The organism is Streptomyces sp. NPDC104831, from assembly GCF_055583025.1.
This window is the reverse complement of record NZ_JBVJOT010000005.1, coordinates 1-18702: the sequence shown is the minus strand read 5'-3', so window position 1 is coordinate 18702 and position 18702 is coordinate 1. Positions and strand designations below refer to the sequence as shown.

Here is an 18702-nt window from a genome sequence, read left to right as displayed (position 1 = left end):
CACCCCCTCCCACCGTCCCCTCTTCAGGAAACGGAGTCCCACCATGACCACCGCCACCCTCTCCGGCGCCTGCCCCGAGTGCGAGACCGACCTGACCGTGCCGCCGGTCGTCCAGGGCGAGACCCTGTCCTGCCCCGAGTGCCTGCTGACGCTGCGGGTCGAGGACATCTCCGACGGGCGGCTGACCCTGGAGACGGTCGAGGTCCAGCTCCGCGACTGGGGCCAGTGATGGGCACCAAGGTCGCCGTCGTCGCGGACCGGATCGCCTGGGAGGAACGCGAGCTGATCCAGCGGGCCGGGGCCTTCGGGCTGTCGGTCGACTGGGTCAACGACGAGTCCCTGTGCCTCGGCGATCCGGACGCCCCCTCGGTACGGGACTACGAGGTGCTGCTCGTCCGCAGCCGCAGCTACACCCGCGGCGGCCTCGTCGCGAGCCTCGCCGAGGCCGCCGGCGCCCGCACCGTCAACACCGCCCGCGCCATCCACGCCTGCGAGAACAAGGCCGCGCTGCGCACCGTGCTGCGCGCCGCCGGCGTCCCGGTGCCGGACTTCCGGCTGGTGCTGTCCCGCAAGGACTTCACCCAGGCCCTGGCGGAGCTGGAGACCCCCGTCGTCCTCAAGCCGGTCTTCGGCGGGATGGGCAAGCGGGTCACCCTGATCCGCCACACCGACACCGCCCAGTCCGTCTACGACTACGTCGAGGACCTCGGCCACGCCTTCGAGCAGGCCTGCCTGGTGGAGCCGTACATCGGCGGCGGCACCTCGGTGCGCTGCCTGGTCGTGGGCCGGGAACTGGTCGGCGCCGCCGAGTTCGCCAGCGGCGGCACCGACTGGCGCAACAACGCCGCCCTCGGCAACGACAGCCGCGCCCTCGCCCACGACCCCGACATCGTGAAGATCACCGACGCGGTGACGGCGGAGCTGGGCCCCGGGATCTACGGCATCGACCTGTTCCGCACCGGCGACGGCTACGTCGTCAACGAGGTCAACCACGCGCCCGGCTTCCGGGCCGTGGCCACGGCCACCGGCGCGGACGTCCCCTCGGCCATCGCCCGCTACGTGCAGGAGCTGCTCGCATGATCCGCGTAGGAGTCGTCGGCGCCTCCGGGCTGGCCGGCGGCGAACTCATCCGACTGATCACCCAGCACCCCGACCTGGAGCTGACCTTCCTCGGCGGCTCCTCCAACGTCGGCAGGCGGCCGGCCGAGCTGCACCCCGGCCTGCGCATCGACACCGGTCTGACCGTGCAGCCGGTCACCGAGGACGTCGCCGGCCAGGTCGACGTCCTGCTGCTGGCCACCCCCGCCCCGGTCTCCGCGGAGCTGGCCGCGCTGCTCGCCGACCGGGTCCCGGCCATCGTCGACCTCAGCGGCGCCTTCCGCATCCGCACCCCCGAGCGGCACGCCCGGTGGTACCCGAAGGTGGAGCGCCGCACCGACCTGGCCGACCGGTTCGTCTACGGCGTGCCGGAGCTGATCGGCGACCAACTGGCCGGCGCGGCGCTGATCTCGCTGCCGGGCTGCTACGCCACCGCCATCACCCTGGGCCTGGCCCCGCTCACCCTGGGCCTCGGCCTGGACCTGAAGACCGTGGTGGTGGACGGCAAGAGCGGCTCCAGCGGCGGCGGCCTGCACCTGCGCACCGCCGACCTGCACCCCTTCCGCAACGGTGCCATCGCCCCGTACGCGCCCACCGGCCACCGGCACGCGGCCGAGGTCAGCGACTTCCTGGAGCGCGGCAAGCCCGGCTCGGTCGGCTCGCTGAGCATGTCGGCGTACGGCGTCTCGCACGTGCGCGGCCTGCTCACCAGCAGCTACGTCTTCACCGACGCCGAGATCGACCAGCGCACGCTGCAACGGGCGTACCTGCGCTTCTACAAGGAGCACCGGTTCGTGCGGGTGCGGCGCAACACCGAGACGCTGATCCCGGTGCCCGACCCGCAGGCCGTCCTCGGCTCCAACTACTGCGACGTGACGCCCATGTACGACGAGGAGGGCGGCCGGATCGTCGTCCTCGCCGCGCTGGACAACCTGGTCAAGGGCGCCGCCGGCCAGGCCGTCCAGGCGGTCAACCTCCGATTCGGACTGCCCGAGGAGACGGGCCTGACGATGCACCCGGTGATGCCCGCATGAGCAGCGCACCCCCTCCCAAGGACGCCCCGGCCGTCGTCAAGCTCGGCGGCAGCGCCGTGGACGACCTCGACGGGACCTGGTGGGACGACCTGGCCCGGCTGGGCCGCGAGCGCCCGCTGGTCCTGGTGCACGGCTGGTCCAAGCCGCTGAAGAAGCTGAGCGCCCGCTACCGCGAGCCCTCGGCGATCCTGCGCGACCGGTACGGCAACCAGAGCCGCTGGACCACGCCCGAGGTCATCGAGGACATCAAGACCGTCAGCGCCCGGCTCGGCGAGGAGGTGCTCCAGCGGCTGCGCGACCGCGGCCTGGACGCCGACCGCCTCCTCGGCAGCGACGGGATCCTCGCGGCCGGCGTGGCCGAGCGCTGGTGGTGGCAGGACAAGCAGCTGGTCGAGCTGGAGAACCTGGTCGGCCCGGTCACGGACGCCGACCCGGCCCAGCTGAAGGACCTGGAGCCCGGCCGGGCCCGGCTCGTCACCCCGCTGGCCCGCAACACGGCGGGCCGCGAGGTCAACACCGACGCCGACCGGGCCGCCGCCGCCCTCGCCGGGGCCGTCGGCGCGCCCGACCTGGTGCTGGTCACCGACGTCACCCATCTGCTGATCGACGGCGAGCCGGTGCGCGAGATCAGCGCCGAGGCCGCCGCCGCGTTCCGCGACAAGGGCGCCACCGGCGGCATGCGCAAGAAGCTGCGGGCGGCCGGCGAGGCCCTGGAACGCGGGGTGGACCGGGTCGTCATCGGCAGCGCGCCGGTCTCCGACCTGCTCGCCGCCCGCACCGGCACCGTCATCACGCGAACGTGAGGAGGACGCACGTGGCGCAGCCCCGTGTCCTGGTCGTCAACAACGGGACCCTGTCCCTGCCCCAGCTGCGCCGCCGCTTCGAGGAGCTCGGCTCGGCCACCGACGCGGTCGACGCGGTGTCCGTCCCCGCCCGGCTCGACGGCCGCTACCAGGCGATCGTGCTGAGCGGCACCAAGGTGCGGGCGTTCGACCAGGAGCACTACAAGCCGCTCATCGACCTGGTCATGACCTCCGGCGTGCCGGTGTTCGGCATCTGCGGCGGCATGCAGATCCTCGCCGTCGCGGCCGGCGGCGAACTGGTCGAGGGCCCCCAGCGGGTCGGCGGCCACGAGGCCCAGGTCGACAAGGAAGAACCGCTGTTCACCTACGTCAAGCCGACCGTGACGGTGTTCCACCGGCACACCCTCTACCTCCGGCAGGCGCCGGCCGGCTACCGCTCCATCGGACGCTCCGAGCACGCCCCCGTGGAGTTCCTGCGCTCCGACGACGGACGCGTCTACGGCTCCCAGGCGCACCTGGAGTTCCGCAGCGACGGCCGGGAGATCCTGCGCGGTTTCACCCAGCTCTACCAGTGACCCCCGCCGCACCACCCACCGACCCGAGGAGTTGGCAGTTGCCATGAGTTTCACGGAAGACAGCCAGGAGCCCGCGTTCGTCGTCCACCTGAACGGCAGCGGGGGCGCCGTCAAGGGCTGGGTGGTCGTCGACAGCCTGGTCGACGGCCTGGCCATGGGCGGCGTGCGGATGACCCCCCACGTCACCGAGGAGGAAGTGCGCGGCCTCGCCCGTGACATGACCGACAAGTTCACCCTGGCGGGCCTGCGCATCGGCGGCGCCAAGGGCGGCATCGTCTCCGACGGCGGCGACCGCGAGGAGACCTTCCGCACCTTCGGCCGCACCGTCAAGCCCCTGCTGCACGGCGGCATCCACCTCGGCATCGACATGGGCGTCACCCCCGCCGACCGGGCCGTGTTCTTCGCCGAGGCCGGCTACGACCCGCGGTACCGCCTGGGCGCCCCGGACATGCCCGTCGACTGGCGCACCTACTACGAGCCGCTCATCGACGTCACCGGGCACGGCGTCGGCGTCGCCGCGCTCACCGCGCTGGAGACCAGCGGCCGCAGCGAGGCCGCCCGGGTCGTGGTGCAGGGCTTCGGCGCCGTGGGCCGCGCGGTCGCCCGGTTCCTGGAGGAGCGCGGCCACTCCGTCGTGGCCGTCGCCGACGTCCAGGGCACCATCAGCGCCGACCGGCTGCCGGTGGCCGACCTCGTCGCCATCACCGACGAGTTCGGCCGGATCGACCGCTCCCGGCTGCCGCAGCACGTCACCACCTCCGGCGAGCCGGACGCCTGGCTCGACGTGGACGCCGACGTGCTGGTCCTCGCCGCGCAGAAGCACGCGCTGAACGCCGGCAACGTCCACCGGCTGCGCGCCGCCCTGGTCGTCGAGGGCGCCAACCTCGCCTCCGACGCCGAGGCGCGGGAGAAGGCCCGGGCGGCCGGCGCCACGCTGGTGCCGGGGGTCATCGCCAACATCGGCGGGGCCGGCGCGGCCGCCCTGGCCGTCACCCGGGTCGTCCCCTTCGACCTGGCCGCCGACGCCCGCAAGGCGTGGGTCTTCGACTGGATCGGCGACCGGGTGCGGCAGAACACCCGGGCCCTGCTGGAGATCGCGGCCGGCCGGGCGGGCGACCCGCTGCCCGAACTGCTCGCCACCCGCCGGGGGGAGCTGCTGCGATGACCGCCCCGGCCGAGACCCGGCACCCGGCCGCCACCCCCGGGGAAGCCGCCGAGTACCTGCGCCGCGGCTGGTGGCGCACCGAGACCTTCCTGGACGACCTGCGCCGCCAGGCCCGCGAGCGCCCGCACCGGCTGGCCATCGCCGGCCGGCGGGTCGCCGAGTCCCGCACCGACACCCTGGACTACGCCGAACTGGCCCGGCTCACCGACCGGTTCGCGCTCGCCCTGCTCCGGCTCGGCGTGCGCCGCGGTGACGTCGTCGCCGTCCAGCTGCCCAACCGGTGGGAGATGGTGCCGCTGATGTTCGCGTGCATGCGCGTCGGCGCCGTCATCTGCCCGATCTCCCCGATCTGTCCCGAGGAGGAGCTGCGGCACCGGCTCGGGCTGACCGAGGCCCGGGTGGCCGTCACGCTCCCCGAGTGGTCGGGCACCCCGCTGGCGAAGATCGTCACCGGGCTGCGGGCCGAGCTGCCCACGCTCGCCCACGTGGCGGTCGTGGACGGTCCCGTGCCGGACGGCGCCATGTCCTTCCACGAGCACTTCGTGGCCGTGCCCCGGGAGGAGGAGCCCGGCGCCGAGGCGCGGCTGGAGGGCCTGGCCCTCGGGCCCGACGAGCCGTTCGTGGTGCTGTTCACCTCCGGTACCACCGGCGAGTCCAAGGGCGTGCTGCACAGCCAGAACACCGTCCACTCGGCCGTGCGCGGCTATGTCGACGCGTTCGCCTCCGGCGAGGACTGGGTGGCCGCGGTGTCCACCCCGCTGGTGCACTACTCCGGCTTCGCGCAGGGCGTCCTCGGCGGCGTCATGCTCGGCGGCACCGTCGCCTTCCAGGACGTCCGCAAGAACGAGGCGCTGCTCGACCTCGTGGAGCGCTACGGCGCCACGCTGCTGTACGGGCCGCCGGCCACGCTCGCCGACGTGGCCGCCTCCCAGCGGGTGGAGAAGCGGGACACCGGCACCCTGCGGCACGTGGTCATCGGTTCCGCGCCGGTGCTGAAGGAGCTGGCCGACGAGGTGCACGCGACGCTGGGGGCGCGGACGTACTCGCTGTGGGGCATGTCCGAGAACGGGCCCGTCACCATGACCCGGCCCGCCGACCCGGAGGACTGGGCCGCGTACAGCAACGGCAGTCCCATCGACGCCATGCGCTTCCGCATCGAGGCGCCCGGCGCCGACGGCACGGGCCGGCTGAAGGTGCGCGGGGCCTCCCTCGCCCTCGGCTACTACCGGCGCGAGGAGGTCTTCGCCGCCGAGTTCGACGCGGACGGCTGGTTCGACACCGGGGACCTGGCCCGGGACGACGGGCGCGGCGGCATCCGCATCGTCGGCCGGGCCCGGGACGCCATCGTCCGCGACGGGCAGGTGGCGCCGATGACCGAGCTGGAGGCGGTCGTCGGCAGCCACCCGAAGGCCGTCGAGGCGGCGCTGGTCGGCCTTACGCCCGCCGCCGGCGCCGACCCCGTCATCTGCGCGGTCGTCGTCCCGCGCGACGGCCAGACCCCGACCCTGGCCGAGATCCGCGACCGGGTCCGCGAGTCCGGGCACGACGAACGCTTCCTCCCGGACCGCGTCGAGCTGCTGCCCGCCCTGCCCAAGACCCTGACCGGCAAGGTCCGCAAGGCCGAACTGCGCCACCGCTACGGAACGGGGTGACCCAGGTGTCCACCGCCCCGCACACCACTGCCTCCCCGGCCGCGCCGCCGGCCGGGGAACCGGCCCCGCAGGGCATCTCCCGCCCGGCTCCGCAGCCGGCCGGGCCCCCGGCTTCCGGGGCGACCCCGCCCGCGGCCGGGGATCCGGCCCCGCGCCCGGACCCGCAGGCCACCCCCGGCACGGCCCCCCGCCGGGCCGCCGCCGTCCCCATGTCGGCGACGCTCGCCGCCGATGCCGCGCTGGAGGCGCGGCGGCGCGCGGGGCAGCGGGTGCTGGCCATGACCAGCGGGGAGATCGGACTGCCCGTGCTGCCGGAGCTGCGGGCCCGGCTGGCCGCGGCGGCCGGGGAGAACGCCTACGGCCCCGTGGCCGGCGGACCCGCGCTGCGCGCGGCCGCCGCCGGCTACTGGGACCGCCGCGGCCTGCCCACCGACCCCGAGCTGGTGGTGGCCGGCCCGGGCAGCAAGGCGCTGCTGTACGCGCTGCTCCTCGCGGTCGGCGGGGACGCGGTGGTGCCCGTGCCGAGCTGGGTCAGCTACGCCGCGCAGGCCCGGCTCGCCGGCGGGCAGCCGCTGCCCGTGCCGATCCTGCCCGGCCAGGGCGGTGTCCCGGACCCCGCCCGGCTGCGCGAGACGGTCACCGCCGCCCGCGCCGCCGGCCGCGACCCGCGCGCGGTGGTCGTGACGGTGCCGGACAACCCGACCGGCACCGTCGCCCCGGCCGCGACCGTGCGGCGGCTGGCCGCGGTCGCCCGCGACCTGGACCTGTTCGTGATCTCCGACGAGATCTACGGCGACCTGGTCCACGACCCGGCCCGGCCCGCCGTCTCCCCGGCGGCCTACGCCCCCGAGCGCACCGTCGTCACCACCGGCCTGACCAAGAACCTGGCGGTCGGCGGCTGGCGCACCGGCGTGGCCCGGCTGCCCGACAGCCCCGCCGGGCGCGAACTGCGCACCACGCTGCTCTCCGTGGCCAGCCAGATCTGGTCCAGCCCGCCGGCCCCGGTGCAGTCCGCCGCGGCCTACGCCTTCGCCGAGCCCCCGGAGATCACCGAGCGGATCGCGGCGAGCCGCCGGCTGCACGCCACCGTGGCCAGCGCGGCGGCCGCCCGCTTCACCGAGGCCGGCGCGCGCCTCGCCCCGGTCACCGCCACCTGCTACCTCTACCCGGACTTCGAGCCGCTGCGCGCCCGCCTCGGCGCCGCGCACGGCATCACCGACGCCGCCGGCCTGGTCCGGTTCCTCGTCGAGCGGCACGGCGTCGGCGTGCTGCCGGCGAGCGCCTTCGGCGAACCGGACGGCGCCCTGCGCATCCGGGCCGCCACCAGCCGCCTGTACGGCGACACCGACGAGCGGCGCGCCGCCGCGCTGACCGCCGCCGACCCGCTCGCCCTGCCGTGGATCCGCGAGGCCCTGGACCACCTCGGCGACGCCCTGACCGACCTGACCGCCCCCCGACCCTGACCGCACACGGAGGCTTCCCATGTCCCAGTCCCTGCCGCCCGTCCTCACCGAGGTGGTCCACGAAGGCCGCCGTCACGTCACCTTCGGCCTGCCCGAGCCGGGCGAGCCGCAGACCCTGTACCGGGTGGCCGAGGGCGCGCTGGCCGCCGCGTTCACGCAGACCGACGGCTCCGCGGACGCCGTCCGGGCCGCCGTCACCGAGGGCGCCGAGACGGTCGTCGTCCCGTCCGGCGACCCGGGGGTGCGCCCGGTGGTGCCGCTGCTGCCCGAGGCGCCCGGCACCGCGCTGCTGAGCGGCTTCATGGGCACCCACAAGAAGAAGTGGAACGGCCGGAGCCAGCCCGAGGACGGCGAGTTCGTCCCGCCCAAGTGGTTCTTCAAGGGCTTCGGCGACTGGGCCCGGCTGCCCGGCGAGGACCTGACCGTGCCCGCCCGCCCCATCGCCCTCATCGAGGAGCCCGAGGTCGCGCTCGTCTACGTCAACGACGCCGACGGCACCCCGCACTACGCCGGCTACACCTTCGGCAACGACCTGTGCGACATCGGCCTGCACCGCAAGGACCCCGGCTACAACCCGTACTGCAAGCTGTGCGACACCGCGCTCGCGCCCTGGCTGTTCCTCGGGGCGCCGCCGCGCTCGGCGACCGGCCGCGTCACCATCGTCCGGGACGGCGCGACCGCCTGGGAGGGCAGCTTCGACTGCGGTGGCGACGCGCTGTACTTCCGGGTCCGGGACATGGCCGAGCACCTGTTCTCCTTCCCGGCGGTGCGGCGGCCCGGCCTGGTCAACTACGTCCTGCTGGGCGCCGACGAGGCCAGCTTCCACGACGGGTTCCGGATCGCCGACGGCGACCGCATCGCGATCGACGTCAAGAGCCACGGCATCGCCTTCGAGAACACCGTGCGCTACGTCTCCCCGGCCCCCGCGGCCGTGCTCCCCGCCGAATGAGCGGCCCCGAGACCACGGGCCGCAAGCAGGTGCACCTCGCCGCCCAGCTGCCCGGCATCCACAACGTGACCGTCTGGTCCGACCCGCGCTCGCGCAGCCAGATCGCCTTCGAGTCCTTCCGCCACCTCGCGCGGACCGCCGAACGCGGCCGGTTCGACTTCTTCTTCCTGGCCGAGGGACTGAGGCTGCGCGAGCACAAGGGGCAGCTGTACGACCTGGACGTGGTGGGCCGTCCGGAGAACCTCACCCAGCTCAGCGCCCTGGCCGCGGTCACCACCCGGCTGGGGCTGGCCGCCACCGTCAACGCCACCTTCAACGAGCCCTACGAGGTGGCGCGCCGGCTGGCCACCCTGGACCACCTCAGCGGCGGCCGCGCCGCCTGGAACGTGGTCACCAGCTTCGACGCGTTCACCGGCGAGAACTTCCGGCGGGGCGGCTTCCTCGCCGAGTCCGACCGGTACGCGCGCGCGGCGGAGTTCCTGGCCACCACGCGCGAGCTGTGGGACAGCTGGGCCGAGGGGGACGTGCGCGCCGACCGGGCGGCCGGCGCGTTCGTCCGGCCTGGCGCCGGGCGCTTCGCCCACCACGGTGAGCACTTCGCCGTCTCCGGCCGCTTCACCACCCCGCGCCCGCCCCAGGGGCACCCGGTGGTCATCCAGGCGGGCGAGTCCGGCCCCGGCCGGGAGTTCGCCGCCGCCGAGGCCGACGTCGTCTTCAGCAAGTACAACCGGCTCGACGAGGCCCGCGCCTTCTACCGGGACGTCAAGTCCCGCCTGGCCCGCCACGGCCGTACCCCGGACCAGCTGAAGATCCTGCCGACGGCCACCGTGGTGGTGGCCGACAGCGACGCCGAGGCCGCCGCCTACGCCGACGAGATCACCCGCGCCCAGGTGAGCCCGCAGACCGCGATCGCGCACCTGGAGGCCGTCTGGGGCCGCGACCTGTCCGGCTACGACCCCGACGGGCCGCTGCCGGACATCGACCCGGAGCCGGACGCGCAGATGCTCAAGGGCCACTCGCTCTTCCGCCGCGGCCGCGACGAGATCGCCCGCGGCTGGCGGGCCCTCGCCGAGGAACGCGGACTGAGCATCCGCGAACTGGTCGTCGAGGTCTCGGGCGGGCAGACCTTCGTCGGCGCCCCGGGCACCGTCGCCGACGCCATCGACCACTTCGTGCAGAGCGACGGCGCCGACGGCTTCGTCCTGGTCCCGCACCTGACCCCCGGCGGCCTGGACGACTTCGTGGACCGGGTGGTGCCGCTGCTCCAGGAGAAGGGCGTCTTCCGGCGCGACTACACGGGCCCGACCCTGCGCGACCACCTGGGCCTGCGCCACGACGCGCCGCGCGCCCCCGTACCGAAGGAGACCCCGTGACCGCGCCCCCGCTGCACCTCGCCGTCGCCCTGGACGCCGCCGGCTGGCACCCGGCGGCCTGGCGCGCCGAGGACGCCCGGCCCGCCGAGCTGTTCCGCGCGGACTACTGGGCGGACCTGGTCGCCGAGGCCGAGCGCGGCCTGCTGGACTTCGTCACCATCGAGGACGCGCTCGGCGTGCAGTCGGCCGCCTTCCACCGGCCCGACGACCGCGTCGACCAGGTCCGCGGCAGCCTGGACGCGGTCCTGGTCGCGGCCCGGGTGGCGCCGCTGACCACGCACATCGGCCTGGTCCCGACCGCGAACGTCACCCACACCGAGCCGTTCCACGTCTCCACCGGCATCGCCACCCTCGATCACGCGAGCACCGGCCGGGCGGGCCTGCGCCCGCAGATCGCCTCGCGCGCCGCCGACGCCGAGCACTTCGGGCGCCGTACGACCCCGCAGCTCACCGACGAGGACGCGCGCGACCCGGAGCGGATCGGCCGGCGCCTGAGCCCGCTGTTCGACGAGGCCGCCGACGCGGTGGAGGTGGTGCGGCGGCTGTGGGACAGCTGGGAGGACGACGCGGAGATCCGGGATGCCGCCACCGGCCGGTTCATCGACCGGGACAGGATCCACCACATCGACTTCGAGGGCGAGCACTTCAGCGTCCGGGGCCCGGCGATCATCCCGCGCCCGCCGCAGGGGCAGCCGCCGGTGATGAGCCTGGCGCACGCCAGCGTGCCGTACGAGTTCGCCGCGCGCGCCGCCGACGCCGTGTGGATCACCCCGCACGACCGGGCGGGGGCGGAGGCGGTCCTCGCCCAGGTGGACACGGCCGTCCGGCGCACCGGCCGGGACACCCGGGAGAGGCCGCTGCTGAGGTTCGCGGAGGTGCTGGTCTTCCTGGACGCCGAGCCGGGCGCCGCCGCCCGCCGCAAGGCCCGCCTGGACGACCTGGACGGCGCCCCGCTCGCCTCCGACGCCGAGGTGTTCACCGGCACCCCCGGTGAACTCGCCGACCTGCTGCTGGACTGGCGCGAGGCCGGTCTGGACGGCTTCCGGCTGCGCCCGGGCACGCTCCCGCACGACCTCGTGGAGATCACCCGCGCTCTGGTGCCGGAGCTCCAGCGGCGCGGGGCGTTCCGCACGGCGTACGACGCGACGACCCTGCGCGGCCACCTGCGTCTGCCGCGCCCCGCCAGCCGTTACGCGCGCGCGGGCTGAGGAGCCCCCGCCGGCCCGGCGTGGGCTCCTTCGGGGGCGCGGGGCTCAGGGCCGGTCGTCCCGGCCGGTGTCCTCCGCGTCCGTCTCGTCCTGCTTGGCCCGCACCTCGGGGTCCAGTCCGGCCGGTCCGGTGCCGTCCACGGAGGTGAGGCGGGGCGAGTCGGGGACCTCCGTCGCGGCGGGCGGCTCGACCAGCCAGTCGGGGTTGGCCTGCTTGTCCCACCACTTCCAGGCGGCGAAGGCGCCGCCCGCCAGGACGGTCAGCACCGCGCACACCTTCACGGTGCGCCCGGTCCGGGACCGCCGCTCCTGGCGCCGGATCAGCTTCTGGACGTCCTCGGCCGAGACCTGGCCGCGCAGCGCGGCCATCGCGGCGGCGCCGCGCGCGGCGGCCTCGTCGCGCACGGGAGCGGCCGCGGCCACCGCCTGCTCGATCTTCGGACGCGAGTACAGGGCGGCCTGCCGGGCCGCCTTGCGGGTGCGGAGGGCGGCTTCCTGCGCGGCCAGGTCCACCTTCGGCGGCACATGGGAGAGCGCCTGTTCGAGACGCGGGGCGAGCCGGGCGTCGTACTGCACTCGGGCCTGCTCCGCGGCCTGCGACACCACGGGCGCCAGCCGTACGCGTGCCTCCTGCGCGTAGTACGCGGCACGTTCCTTGGCCGTGTCGGCGTAGGGCGCCACCACTTCCGCGGCGTGCAGCACGCTGTCCTTCGCCGAGCCGGTCGCGGCGCGCACGCTGTCAATGCGGGTCACGGGTTCCTCCTCCTCGGTGGCGTACGGTATTTCGACTTTCCACCCTTTTACGGATCATGCCTGCCGAGGGCCGGCGCGGCACGCGCGGGCGGGCATATGGGTGCCGGCGGCCGCCCCGGCCCGGTCCGGGCGGTCGCCGCCGGGCGTCGGCGGGCCGGGGGCGTGGAAGGATCGAAGGACCGCGGCGGAACGACGACGGAAGGCGGACCGTGGCCGAGCAGCTCTACGCCACCCTGAAGACCACCCTCGGCGACATCGAGATCCGCCTCTTCGCGCTGCACGCGCCCGTCACGGTCAGAAACTTCGTGGAACTGGCGCGCGGCGAACGCGAGTGGGTCCATCCCCGCACCGGCGTGCGCAGCAGGGACCGGCTCTACGACGGCACGGTCTTCCACGCGGTGATCGGCGGCTTCATGATCCAGGGCGGCGACCCCCTGGGCAACGGGCTCGGCGGCCCCGGCTACGGCTTCGAGGACGAGTGCCACCCCGACCTGGCCTTCGACGCGCCGTACCTGATGGCGATGGCCAGCGCCGGCCCGGGCACCAACGGCTCCCAGTTCTTCATCACGGTCACCCCGAGCACCTGGCTGAACGGCAAGCGCACCATCTTCGGCGAGGTCAGCACCCCGGCCGGGCGCAAGGTCGTGGACGCCATCGCGCGCGTGCCGACGGGACGCAACGACCGGCCGCTGGTCGACGTCGTGCTCGAGACGGTGCTCGTCGAGTCCCGCGAGGGCTGATGCGGCGCACGGCGCCCTCCCCGCGCCGGGAACCGGCACCGCGCTCGTCCGTAAGGATGAAGGGGGCAGGATGGTGCCCGTCAGCCACGGACACGACGAGCAAGGGGATCCGATGGAGCAGTCCGCAGGGAGCGCGCAGGACGCCCACAGCGTGCCCGTGTGCTACCGGCACCCGGACCGGGAGACCGGCGTGCGCTGCACCCGCTGTGAACGGCCCATCTGCCCGGAGTGCATGGTCAGCGCCTCGGTCGGGTTCCAGTGCCCGGACTGCGTCCGCGGCACGGCCGGTGGGGGTCCCGCCCCGCAGGCGTCCCGGCCGCGCACGCTCGCCGGCGGCACGGTCACGGCGGACCCCCGGCTGATCACCAAGATCCTGATCGGGATCAACCTCGCGATGTTCGTCGCGATCAAGGCCGACCCCTCGTTCCTGTACGACGTCGTGCTCTACGGCGGTCTGCCCGAGAAGCCGTTCACGCCGACCTCGGGTGTGGCGGGCGGCGAGTGGTACCGCTTCGTGTCGGCGATGTTCGCCCACCAGGAGTACTGGCACATCGGCTTCAACATGCTCAGCCTGTGGTGGGTCGGCGGCCCGCTGGAGGCGGCCCTCGGCCGGTCCCGCTATCTGGCGGTGTACTTCGTCTCCGGGCTGGCGGGCGGCGCGCTGACCTACCTGCTCGTCGCTCCGACGGTCCCCTCGCTCGGTGCCTCGGGCGCGCTGTACGGCCTCTTCGGCGCCACCGCCGTGCTGATGCGCCGGCTCAACTACGACATGCGGCCGGTCCTCGCGCTGCTCGTGATCAACCTGATCTTCACCTTCAACGGGTCCCTGCACATCGCCTGGCAGGCGCACATCGGCGGGCTCGTCGCCGGTGTCGTCACCGGCTACGCGATGGTGCACGCCCCGCGCGAGCGGCGGGCGCTGGTGCAGTACGGAACCTGCGCGGTGGTGCTGGCGCTGGCCCTGGCGCTCGCGTTGATCAGGACCGCCCAGCTCACCTGACGGGGGTGGGGAACACGCTGTCCCCGAACCGTTGTCCACAGCTTGTGCCCGCTCTTGTGCACACGGTGCGGGCACAGCTGTGCCCCCTGTCGCTCGGATGTGTTTCCGCAGGTCGGACAGGGGGCGAACAGATGTCTGAGGCGTGTTGGACCAGTCACACCGGCGTCAACACCCGACAAGTTATCCACAGATCGTCGTTCTTTTTCCCCACTGTGGACAACGGTTGTGGATAACTCAGTGGATAGCCCTGGGCAGAGGTGCGGGCCGAGGTGTGCGCGGGGCTACTTCCACTGCGTGGAGACACCGAACCCGGCGGCGATGAAGCCGAAGCCGACCACGATGTTCCAGTTGTCCAGGCTGTCGACGGGCAGCGAGCCGTCCGTCACGTAGAAGACGACGATCCAGGCCAGGCCGATCAGGAACATGGCCAGCATGACCGGTGCGACCCAGGCCCGGTTGGTCAGCCTGATGGCCTGCGCCTGCCTCGCCGGCGGCGGCGTGAAGTCGGCCTTCTTGCGGATACGTGACTTCGGCACGAGGGTCTCTCCTGTCGATGCGCTGCGTGGCCGCGCAGGGAACTGGGTCGGGCTCGGGGCAGCGTACAAGGGGCCAACACGACGACTCTGTGTGCTCCCCCGGGCGTCCGTTAGCGTAGTGCTTCCGTGGCGCCGAAGGAGATAAGGGTACGTTGAGCAATTCTGCCGACTCTCCCGGGACGGGAGCAATGGGCTCCGGCCCCGCCCGCCGGCCGCGCCCGCGCCTGCGTCCGGTGCGGATCCTGACGGCGGCCGTCTTCGCCCTGGCCGGTCTGATCTTCTTCACCAGCTTCGACACGGCCAAGGGCACCGACATCCGCCAGGACGGCTCCCTGCTGAAGCTGTCCGACCTCATCCAGCAGCGCAGCCGCAAGAACAAGGGGCTGGACGAGTCCAACGCGACCCTGCGCGACAGCGTGGAGTCGCTGGCCGAGAGCGACGACGGCAGCACCAGGGCCGAGGACGAGAAGCTCACCGGGCTGGAGAGGAGCGCGGGCACCGACGAGCTGACCGGCCGGGCCGTCACCGTCACCCTGAACGACGCCCCGCCCGACGCCACCGCCAAGCTCCCCGGCTACCCCGAGCCGCAGCCCGACTACCTGGTCATCCACCAGCAGGACCTCCAGGCCGTGGTGAACGCGCTGTGGCAGGGCGGCGCCAAGGGCATCAAGGTCATGGACCAGCGGCTGATCTCCACCAGCGCGGTGCGCTGCGTCGGCAACACCCTGATCCTCCAGGGCCGCGTCTACTCGCCCCCGTACAAGATCACGGCGGTCGGCGACCCGGACCGGCTCAAGCAGGCCCTCGCGGACAGCAAGGCGATCCAGACCTACATGGTCTACGTCAACGTCTACGGCCTCGGCTGGAACGTCGCCGACGACGGCACGGTCACCCTCCCCGGCTACTCCGGCACGGTGGATCTGCACTACGCGAAGCCGGTGGGATAGCCCGTGGAGTCAGGCCACCCGGAGGCCCCGCGCCGCTAGTCTGGTGACGTACGGCGTGGGTCTGGTGCCGTAGGGATACGGAAGGGACGGCAAGGGACGGCATGTACGGCTGGATCTGGCGGCATCTGCCGGGCAACGCGTGGGTGAGGGCACTGATCTCGCTCGTCCTGATCCTGGCCGTGGTCTACGTCCTCTTCCAGTACGTCTTCCCGTGGGCCGAACCACTGCTGCCCTTCAACGATGTGACGGTGGACAACCAGTGAGTGCGCGGATTCTCGTCGTCGACAACTACGACAGCTTCGTCTTCAACCTCGTGCAGTACCTGTACCAGCTGGGCGCGGAGTGCGAGGTGCTGCGCAACGACGAGGTGACGACCTCGCACGCCGAGGACGGCTTCGACGGCGTGCTGCTCTCCCCCGGGCCCGGGACGCCGGAGGAGGCGGGCGTGTGCGTGGACATGGTCCGGCACTGCGCGGCCACCGGGGTGCCGGTCTTCGGGGTGTGCCTCGGCATGCAGTCGATGCAGGTGGCGTACGGCGGTGTGGTCGACCGGGCGCCCGAGCTGCTGCATGGCAAGACCTCGTTGGTGGAGCACGAGGGCAGGGGCGTCTTCGCCGGCCTGCCCTCCCCGTTCACCGCGACCCGCTACCACTCCCTGGCCGCCGAACCGGCCACGGTCCCGGCCGAGCTGGAGGTGACCGCCCGCACCCAGGACGGCATCATCATGGGCCTGCGGCACCGGGAGCACCGCGTCGAGGGCGTGCAGTTCCACCCCGAGTCGGTGCTGACCGAGCACGGCCACCGGATGCTGGCCAACTGGCTCGTGGAGTGCGGCGACACCGATGCCGTGGCGCGGTCGGCGGGGCTCGCCCCGGTGGTGGGCAGGGCCACGGCGTGACCGCGCTGCGCCCCGAGCGCGAGGACTTGTACGGCGCCCAGAGCCCGCACGAGCCCTCCACCGGCGCGCGCCCCCGCCCCACCACCCCGCCACCGGCCGGCCCCCGGACACCCGAGCACCCCCCGGCGGCCCCGGCCGAGGGAAGCACACCGCCCACCCGGGGTGCGGCCGATCCCTTGACGACCCCGTTGCCCCGGGTGACCGGGGGTCCTCCGTCCGCCCGTCCGCTCCAGGCGCCGGGGGGCGACCCTCTGACGGCGCCGCTGCCCCGGGTGACCGGGGGGCCGTTGTCCGCCCGTTCGTCCCAGGGGTCACAGTCCCCGGTGGGCGGTGCCCGGGGGAGTGCGCCGGTGTCCGGGGGTGCGGCCGATCCCTTGACGACCCCGTTGCCTCGGGTGACCGGGGGTCCTCCGTCCGCCCGTCCGCTCCAGGCGCCGGGGGGCGACCCTCTGACGGCGCCGTTGCCCCGGGTGACCGGGGGTCCTCCGTCCGCCCGTTCGTCCCAGGGGCCGCAGGCCCCGGTGGGCGGTGCCCGGGGGAGCGCGCCGGTCTCCCGGGGGGCGGGTGACCCCCTGACGACCCCGCTGCCCCGGATCGTGGACGAGCCCCGTACCGCGCGGTTGCCGCGGATCGGGGACGATCCTCCGACGGCTCCGTTGCCGCCCGTCGACGACGAGACGATGGCCCTGCGGGTGGTGCGGGGGGCGGCTGATGGGCCCCTGGGGGCCACTGGGGGCTCCCCGGCCGCCGGGGCCTCCCCCGCCGCGGCCGGCGGCCGCGCGGCCCGCAGGAAGGCCGCCAAGCGGCGCGGGGGGCGCCGGACCGGCGGCGCGTCCCGTACGGCGCCGGCGGCCCCGGCGGAACACGACCCGCGGCGCCCCCTGACCCGGGTGGAGGCCCGGCGTCAGGCGCGGCTGCGCAAGCCCGGCGCGGCGACCCTGGCGAGCCGGGCCGTCGGCGAGGTCTTCATCACCACCGGCGTGCTGATGCTGCTGTTCGTCACCTACCAGCTGTGGTGGACCAACGTCCGCGCGCACGCCCAGGCCGGCAGCGCCACGCACCGGCTCCAGGACGACTGGGCCAGCGGCAAGCGCAGCCCGGGCGTCTTCGAGCCGGGACAGGGCTTCGCCATCCTGCACATCCCCAAGCTGGACGTCGTCGCGCCCATCGCGGAGGGCACCGGCAACAAGAGGGTCCTCGACAAGGGCATGGTCGGACACTACGGCGAGGCCCCGCTGAAGACGGCGATGCCCCAGGACAAGACCGGCAACTTCGGCCTCGCCGCGCACCGCAACACGCACGGCGAGCCGTTCCGCTACATCAACCGCCTCGCACCCGGCGACCCCGTCGTGGTCGAGACGCAGGACACGTACTTCGTGTACAAGGTCACCTCGACGCTCCCGGTGACCCCGCCGTCCAACATCAGCGTGCTGGACCCGGTCCCCCCGGGCTCCGGCCTCACCGGCCCCGGCCGCTACATCACCCTCACCACCTGCACACCCGAGTTCACCAGCAAGTACCGGCTGATCGTCTGGGGCAAGATGGTCCAGGAACGCCCGCGCAGCAAGGGCAAACCGGACGCGCTCATCGAGTAGAGCTCACCGAGTCAAGGGCAGAGGAACTGTGGCAGCGACCGCCGACGAGACCGAAGAGACCACGGACGCGCCCGAACCGGATCCGGCCCCGCGCCGCCGGCGCCCCGGCCGGATCGCGCTGGCGGTCAGCGTCTTCGGGGAACTCCTCATCACGGCGGGCGTGCTGCTCGGTCTGTTCGTCGTCTACTCGCTGTGGTGGACGAACGTCATAGCGGACCGCAAGGCCGACCGGAAGGCCGACGAGGTGCGCGAGCACTGGGCGCGGCAGAAGGACAAGGACTCCGGTCCCGGCGCGCTCGACACCAAGGACGGCATCGGGTTCCTGCACGTGCCGGCGATGCGCAACGGCGAGGTGCTGGTCGAGAAGGGCACCGGCACGGACGTCCTCAACGACGGCGTGGCCGGCTACTACACCGACCCGGTCAAGGCCACGCTGCCCACCTCGGGCAAAGACGGCAACTTCGCCGTCGCCGCCCACCGGGACGGCCACGGCGCGAAGTTCCACAACATCGACAAGCTGGAGAAGGGCGACCCGATCGTCTTCGAGACCCGGGACGACTGGTACGTCTACAAGGTCTACTCGATCCTCCCCGAGACCTCGAAGTACGACGTCGAGGTCCTCTCCGCGGTCCCCGGGGAGTCCGGCAGGAGCAAGCCCGGCCGCTACATCACCCTGACGACCTGCACCCCCGTCTACACCTCCCGCTACCGCTACGTCGTCTGGGGCGAGCTGGTGCGCGTGCAGAAGGTCGACGCCGACCGCACCCCGCCGAGGGAACTACGGGGCTGACGGCCGGCCGGGAACGGCGTGGGGGGGGGGGGGGGGGGGGGGGGGGGGGGGGGGGGGGGGGGGGGGGGGGGGGGGGGGGGGGGGGGCAAGGGGGAGCGGTGGGTGTGGGCTGTTCTTTTGGTT

Annotated in this window: 20 protein-coding genes; 18 read left to right on the top strand and 2 right to left on the bottom strand. The window is 73.9% G+C overall.

Annotated features, from left to right (window positions below; genetic code table 11):
* The first annotated feature begins 43 nt into the window (after positions 1–43).
* From ACZ63H_RS05065 to ACZ63H_RS05015, 11 genes are all read left to right on the top strand, one after another.
* The gene (locus ACZ63H_RS05065; RefSeq protein WP_469862272.1) at positions 44–229 is read left to right on the top strand and encodes a lysine biosynthesis protein LysW; all 186 of its coding nucleotides are present in this window, start codon (positions 44–46) and stop codon (positions 227–229) included.
* A complete protein-coding gene (locus ACZ63H_RS05060; protein WP_469862270.1) occupies positions 229–1080 on the top strand; it encodes an ATP-grasp domain-containing protein in 852 nt (283 codons plus the stop codon). Before ACZ63H_RS05065 ends, ACZ63H_RS05060 begins: the two co-directional genes overlap by 1 nt.
* Positions 1077–2132: an N-acetyl-gamma-glutamyl-phosphate reductase gene (gene argC, locus ACZ63H_RS05055; protein ID WP_469862268.1), complete on the top strand. Its 1056-nt coding sequence runs from the start codon at positions 1077–1079 to the stop codon at positions 2130–2132. The genes ACZ63H_RS05060 and argC overlap by 4 nt, the downstream gene beginning before the upstream one ends.
* On the top strand, positions 2129–2935 hold the full coding sequence (locus ACZ63H_RS05050) for an amino acid kinase family protein (protein ID WP_469862266.1): 807 nt from the start codon (positions 2129–2131) through the stop codon (positions 2933–2935). The genes argC and ACZ63H_RS05050 overlap by 4 nt, the downstream gene beginning before the upstream one ends.
* 11 nt (positions 2936–2946) lie before the next feature.
* A complete protein-coding gene (locus ACZ63H_RS05045; RefSeq protein WP_469862264.1) occupies positions 2947–3510 on the top strand; it encodes a type 1 glutamine amidotransferase in 564 nt (187 codons plus the stop codon).
* A 43-nt stretch (positions 3511–3553) separates the two neighbouring features.
* Positions 3554–4675, top strand: coding sequence for a Glu/Leu/Phe/Val dehydrogenase dimerization domain-containing protein (locus ACZ63H_RS05040; RefSeq protein ID WP_469862262.1), 1122 nt, complete (start codon positions 3554–3556; stop codon positions 4673–4675).
* The gene (locus ACZ63H_RS05035; RefSeq protein WP_469862260.1) at positions 4672–6327 is read left to right on the top strand and encodes an AMP-binding protein; all 1656 of its coding nucleotides are present in this window, start codon (positions 4672–4674) and stop codon (positions 6325–6327) included. The genes ACZ63H_RS05040 and ACZ63H_RS05035 overlap by 4 nt, the downstream gene beginning before the upstream one ends.
* A 209-nt stretch (positions 6328–6536) precedes the next feature.
* Positions 6537–7790: a pyridoxal phosphate-dependent aminotransferase gene (locus ACZ63H_RS05030; RefSeq protein ID WP_469862530.1), complete on the top strand. Its 1254-nt coding sequence runs from the start codon at positions 6537–6539 to the stop codon at positions 7788–7790.
* A gap of 19 nt (positions 7791–7809) precedes the next feature.
* Positions 7810–8739: a fumarylacetoacetate (FAA) hydrolase gene (locus ACZ63H_RS05025; RefSeq protein WP_469862258.1), complete on the top strand. Its 930-nt coding sequence runs from the start codon at positions 7810–7812 to the stop codon at positions 8737–8739.
* On the top strand, positions 8736–10112 hold the full coding sequence (locus ACZ63H_RS05020) for an NtaA/DmoA family FMN-dependent monooxygenase (RefSeq protein WP_469862256.1): 1377 nt from the start codon (positions 8736–8738) through the stop codon (positions 10110–10112). Before ACZ63H_RS05025 ends, ACZ63H_RS05020 begins: the two co-directional genes overlap by 4 nt.
* Positions 10109–11320: an LLM class flavin-dependent oxidoreductase gene (locus ACZ63H_RS05015; protein ID WP_469862254.1), complete on the top strand. Its 1212-nt coding sequence runs from the start codon at positions 10109–10111 to the stop codon at positions 11318–11320. The genes ACZ63H_RS05020 and ACZ63H_RS05015 overlap by 4 nt, the downstream gene beginning before the upstream one ends.
* Before the next feature lie 45 nt (positions 11321–11365).
* Here the strand turns inward: ACZ63H_RS05015 and ACZ63H_RS05010 are convergent, their stop codons facing one another.
* Complete coding sequence (locus tag ACZ63H_RS05010; RefSeq protein WP_469862252.1) at positions 11366–12073, bottom strand: DUF5324 family protein; 708 nt, start codon at positions 12071–12073, stop codon at positions 11366–11368.
* A 209-nt stretch (positions 12074–12282) separates the two neighbouring features.
* Here ACZ63H_RS05010 and ACZ63H_RS05005 point away from each other — a divergent pair, with 209 nt between their 5' ends.
* Both ACZ63H_RS05005 and ACZ63H_RS05000 read left to right on the top strand, forming a co-directional pair.
* Positions 12283–12813, top strand: a complete 531-nt coding sequence (locus tag ACZ63H_RS05005; RefSeq protein WP_469862250.1) for a peptidylprolyl isomerase — start codon at positions 12283–12285, stop codon at positions 12811–12813.
* Positions 12814–12925: 112 nt separating this feature from the next.
* The gene (locus ACZ63H_RS05000; RefSeq protein ID WP_469862248.1) at positions 12926–13813 is read left to right on the top strand and encodes a rhomboid family intramembrane serine protease; all 888 of its coding nucleotides are present in this window, start codon (positions 12926–12928) and stop codon (positions 13811–13813) included.
* Positions 13814–14094: 281 nt separating this feature from the next.
* On the opposite strand, the gene crgA is transcribed toward ACZ63H_RS05000, so the two are convergent.
* Positions 14095–14349 (bottom strand): cell division protein CrgA, encoded by a 255-nt coding sequence (gene crgA, locus ACZ63H_RS04995; protein WP_318202420.1) that lies wholly within the window; start codon positions 14347–14349, stop codon positions 14095–14097.
* 152 nt (positions 14350–14501) lie between these two features.
* On the opposite strand from crgA, the gene ACZ63H_RS04990 reads away from it, so the two are divergent.
* The 5 genes from ACZ63H_RS04990 (at position 14502) to ACZ63H_RS04970 (ending at position 18579) form a co-directional block, all read left to right on the top strand.
* On the top strand, positions 14502–15296 hold the full coding sequence (locus ACZ63H_RS04990) for a DUF881 domain-containing protein (protein WP_469862246.1): 795 nt from the start codon (positions 14502–14504) through the stop codon (positions 15294–15296).
* 101 nt (positions 15297–15397) lie between these two features.
* On the top strand, positions 15398–15559 hold the full coding sequence (locus ACZ63H_RS04985; RefSeq protein ID WP_103813562.1) for a hypothetical protein: 162 nt from the start codon (positions 15398–15400) through the stop codon (positions 15557–15559).
* A complete protein-coding gene (locus ACZ63H_RS04980; protein WP_469862245.1) occupies positions 15556–16194 on the top strand; it encodes an aminodeoxychorismate/anthranilate synthase component II in 639 nt (212 codons plus the stop codon). The genes ACZ63H_RS04985 and ACZ63H_RS04980 overlap by 4 nt, the downstream gene beginning before the upstream one ends.
* Positions 16195–16517: 323 nt before the next feature.
* On the top strand, positions 16518–17789 hold the full coding sequence (locus tag ACZ63H_RS04975) for a class E sortase (RefSeq protein WP_469862243.1): 1272 nt from the start codon (positions 16518–16520) through the stop codon (positions 17787–17789).
* A gap of 28 nt (positions 17790–17817) precedes the next feature.
* On the top strand, positions 17818–18579 hold the full coding sequence (locus ACZ63H_RS04970; RefSeq protein WP_469862241.1) for a class E sortase: 762 nt from the start codon (positions 17818–17820) through the stop codon (positions 18577–18579).
* The last annotated feature ends 123 nt before the right edge of the window (positions 18580–18702 follow it).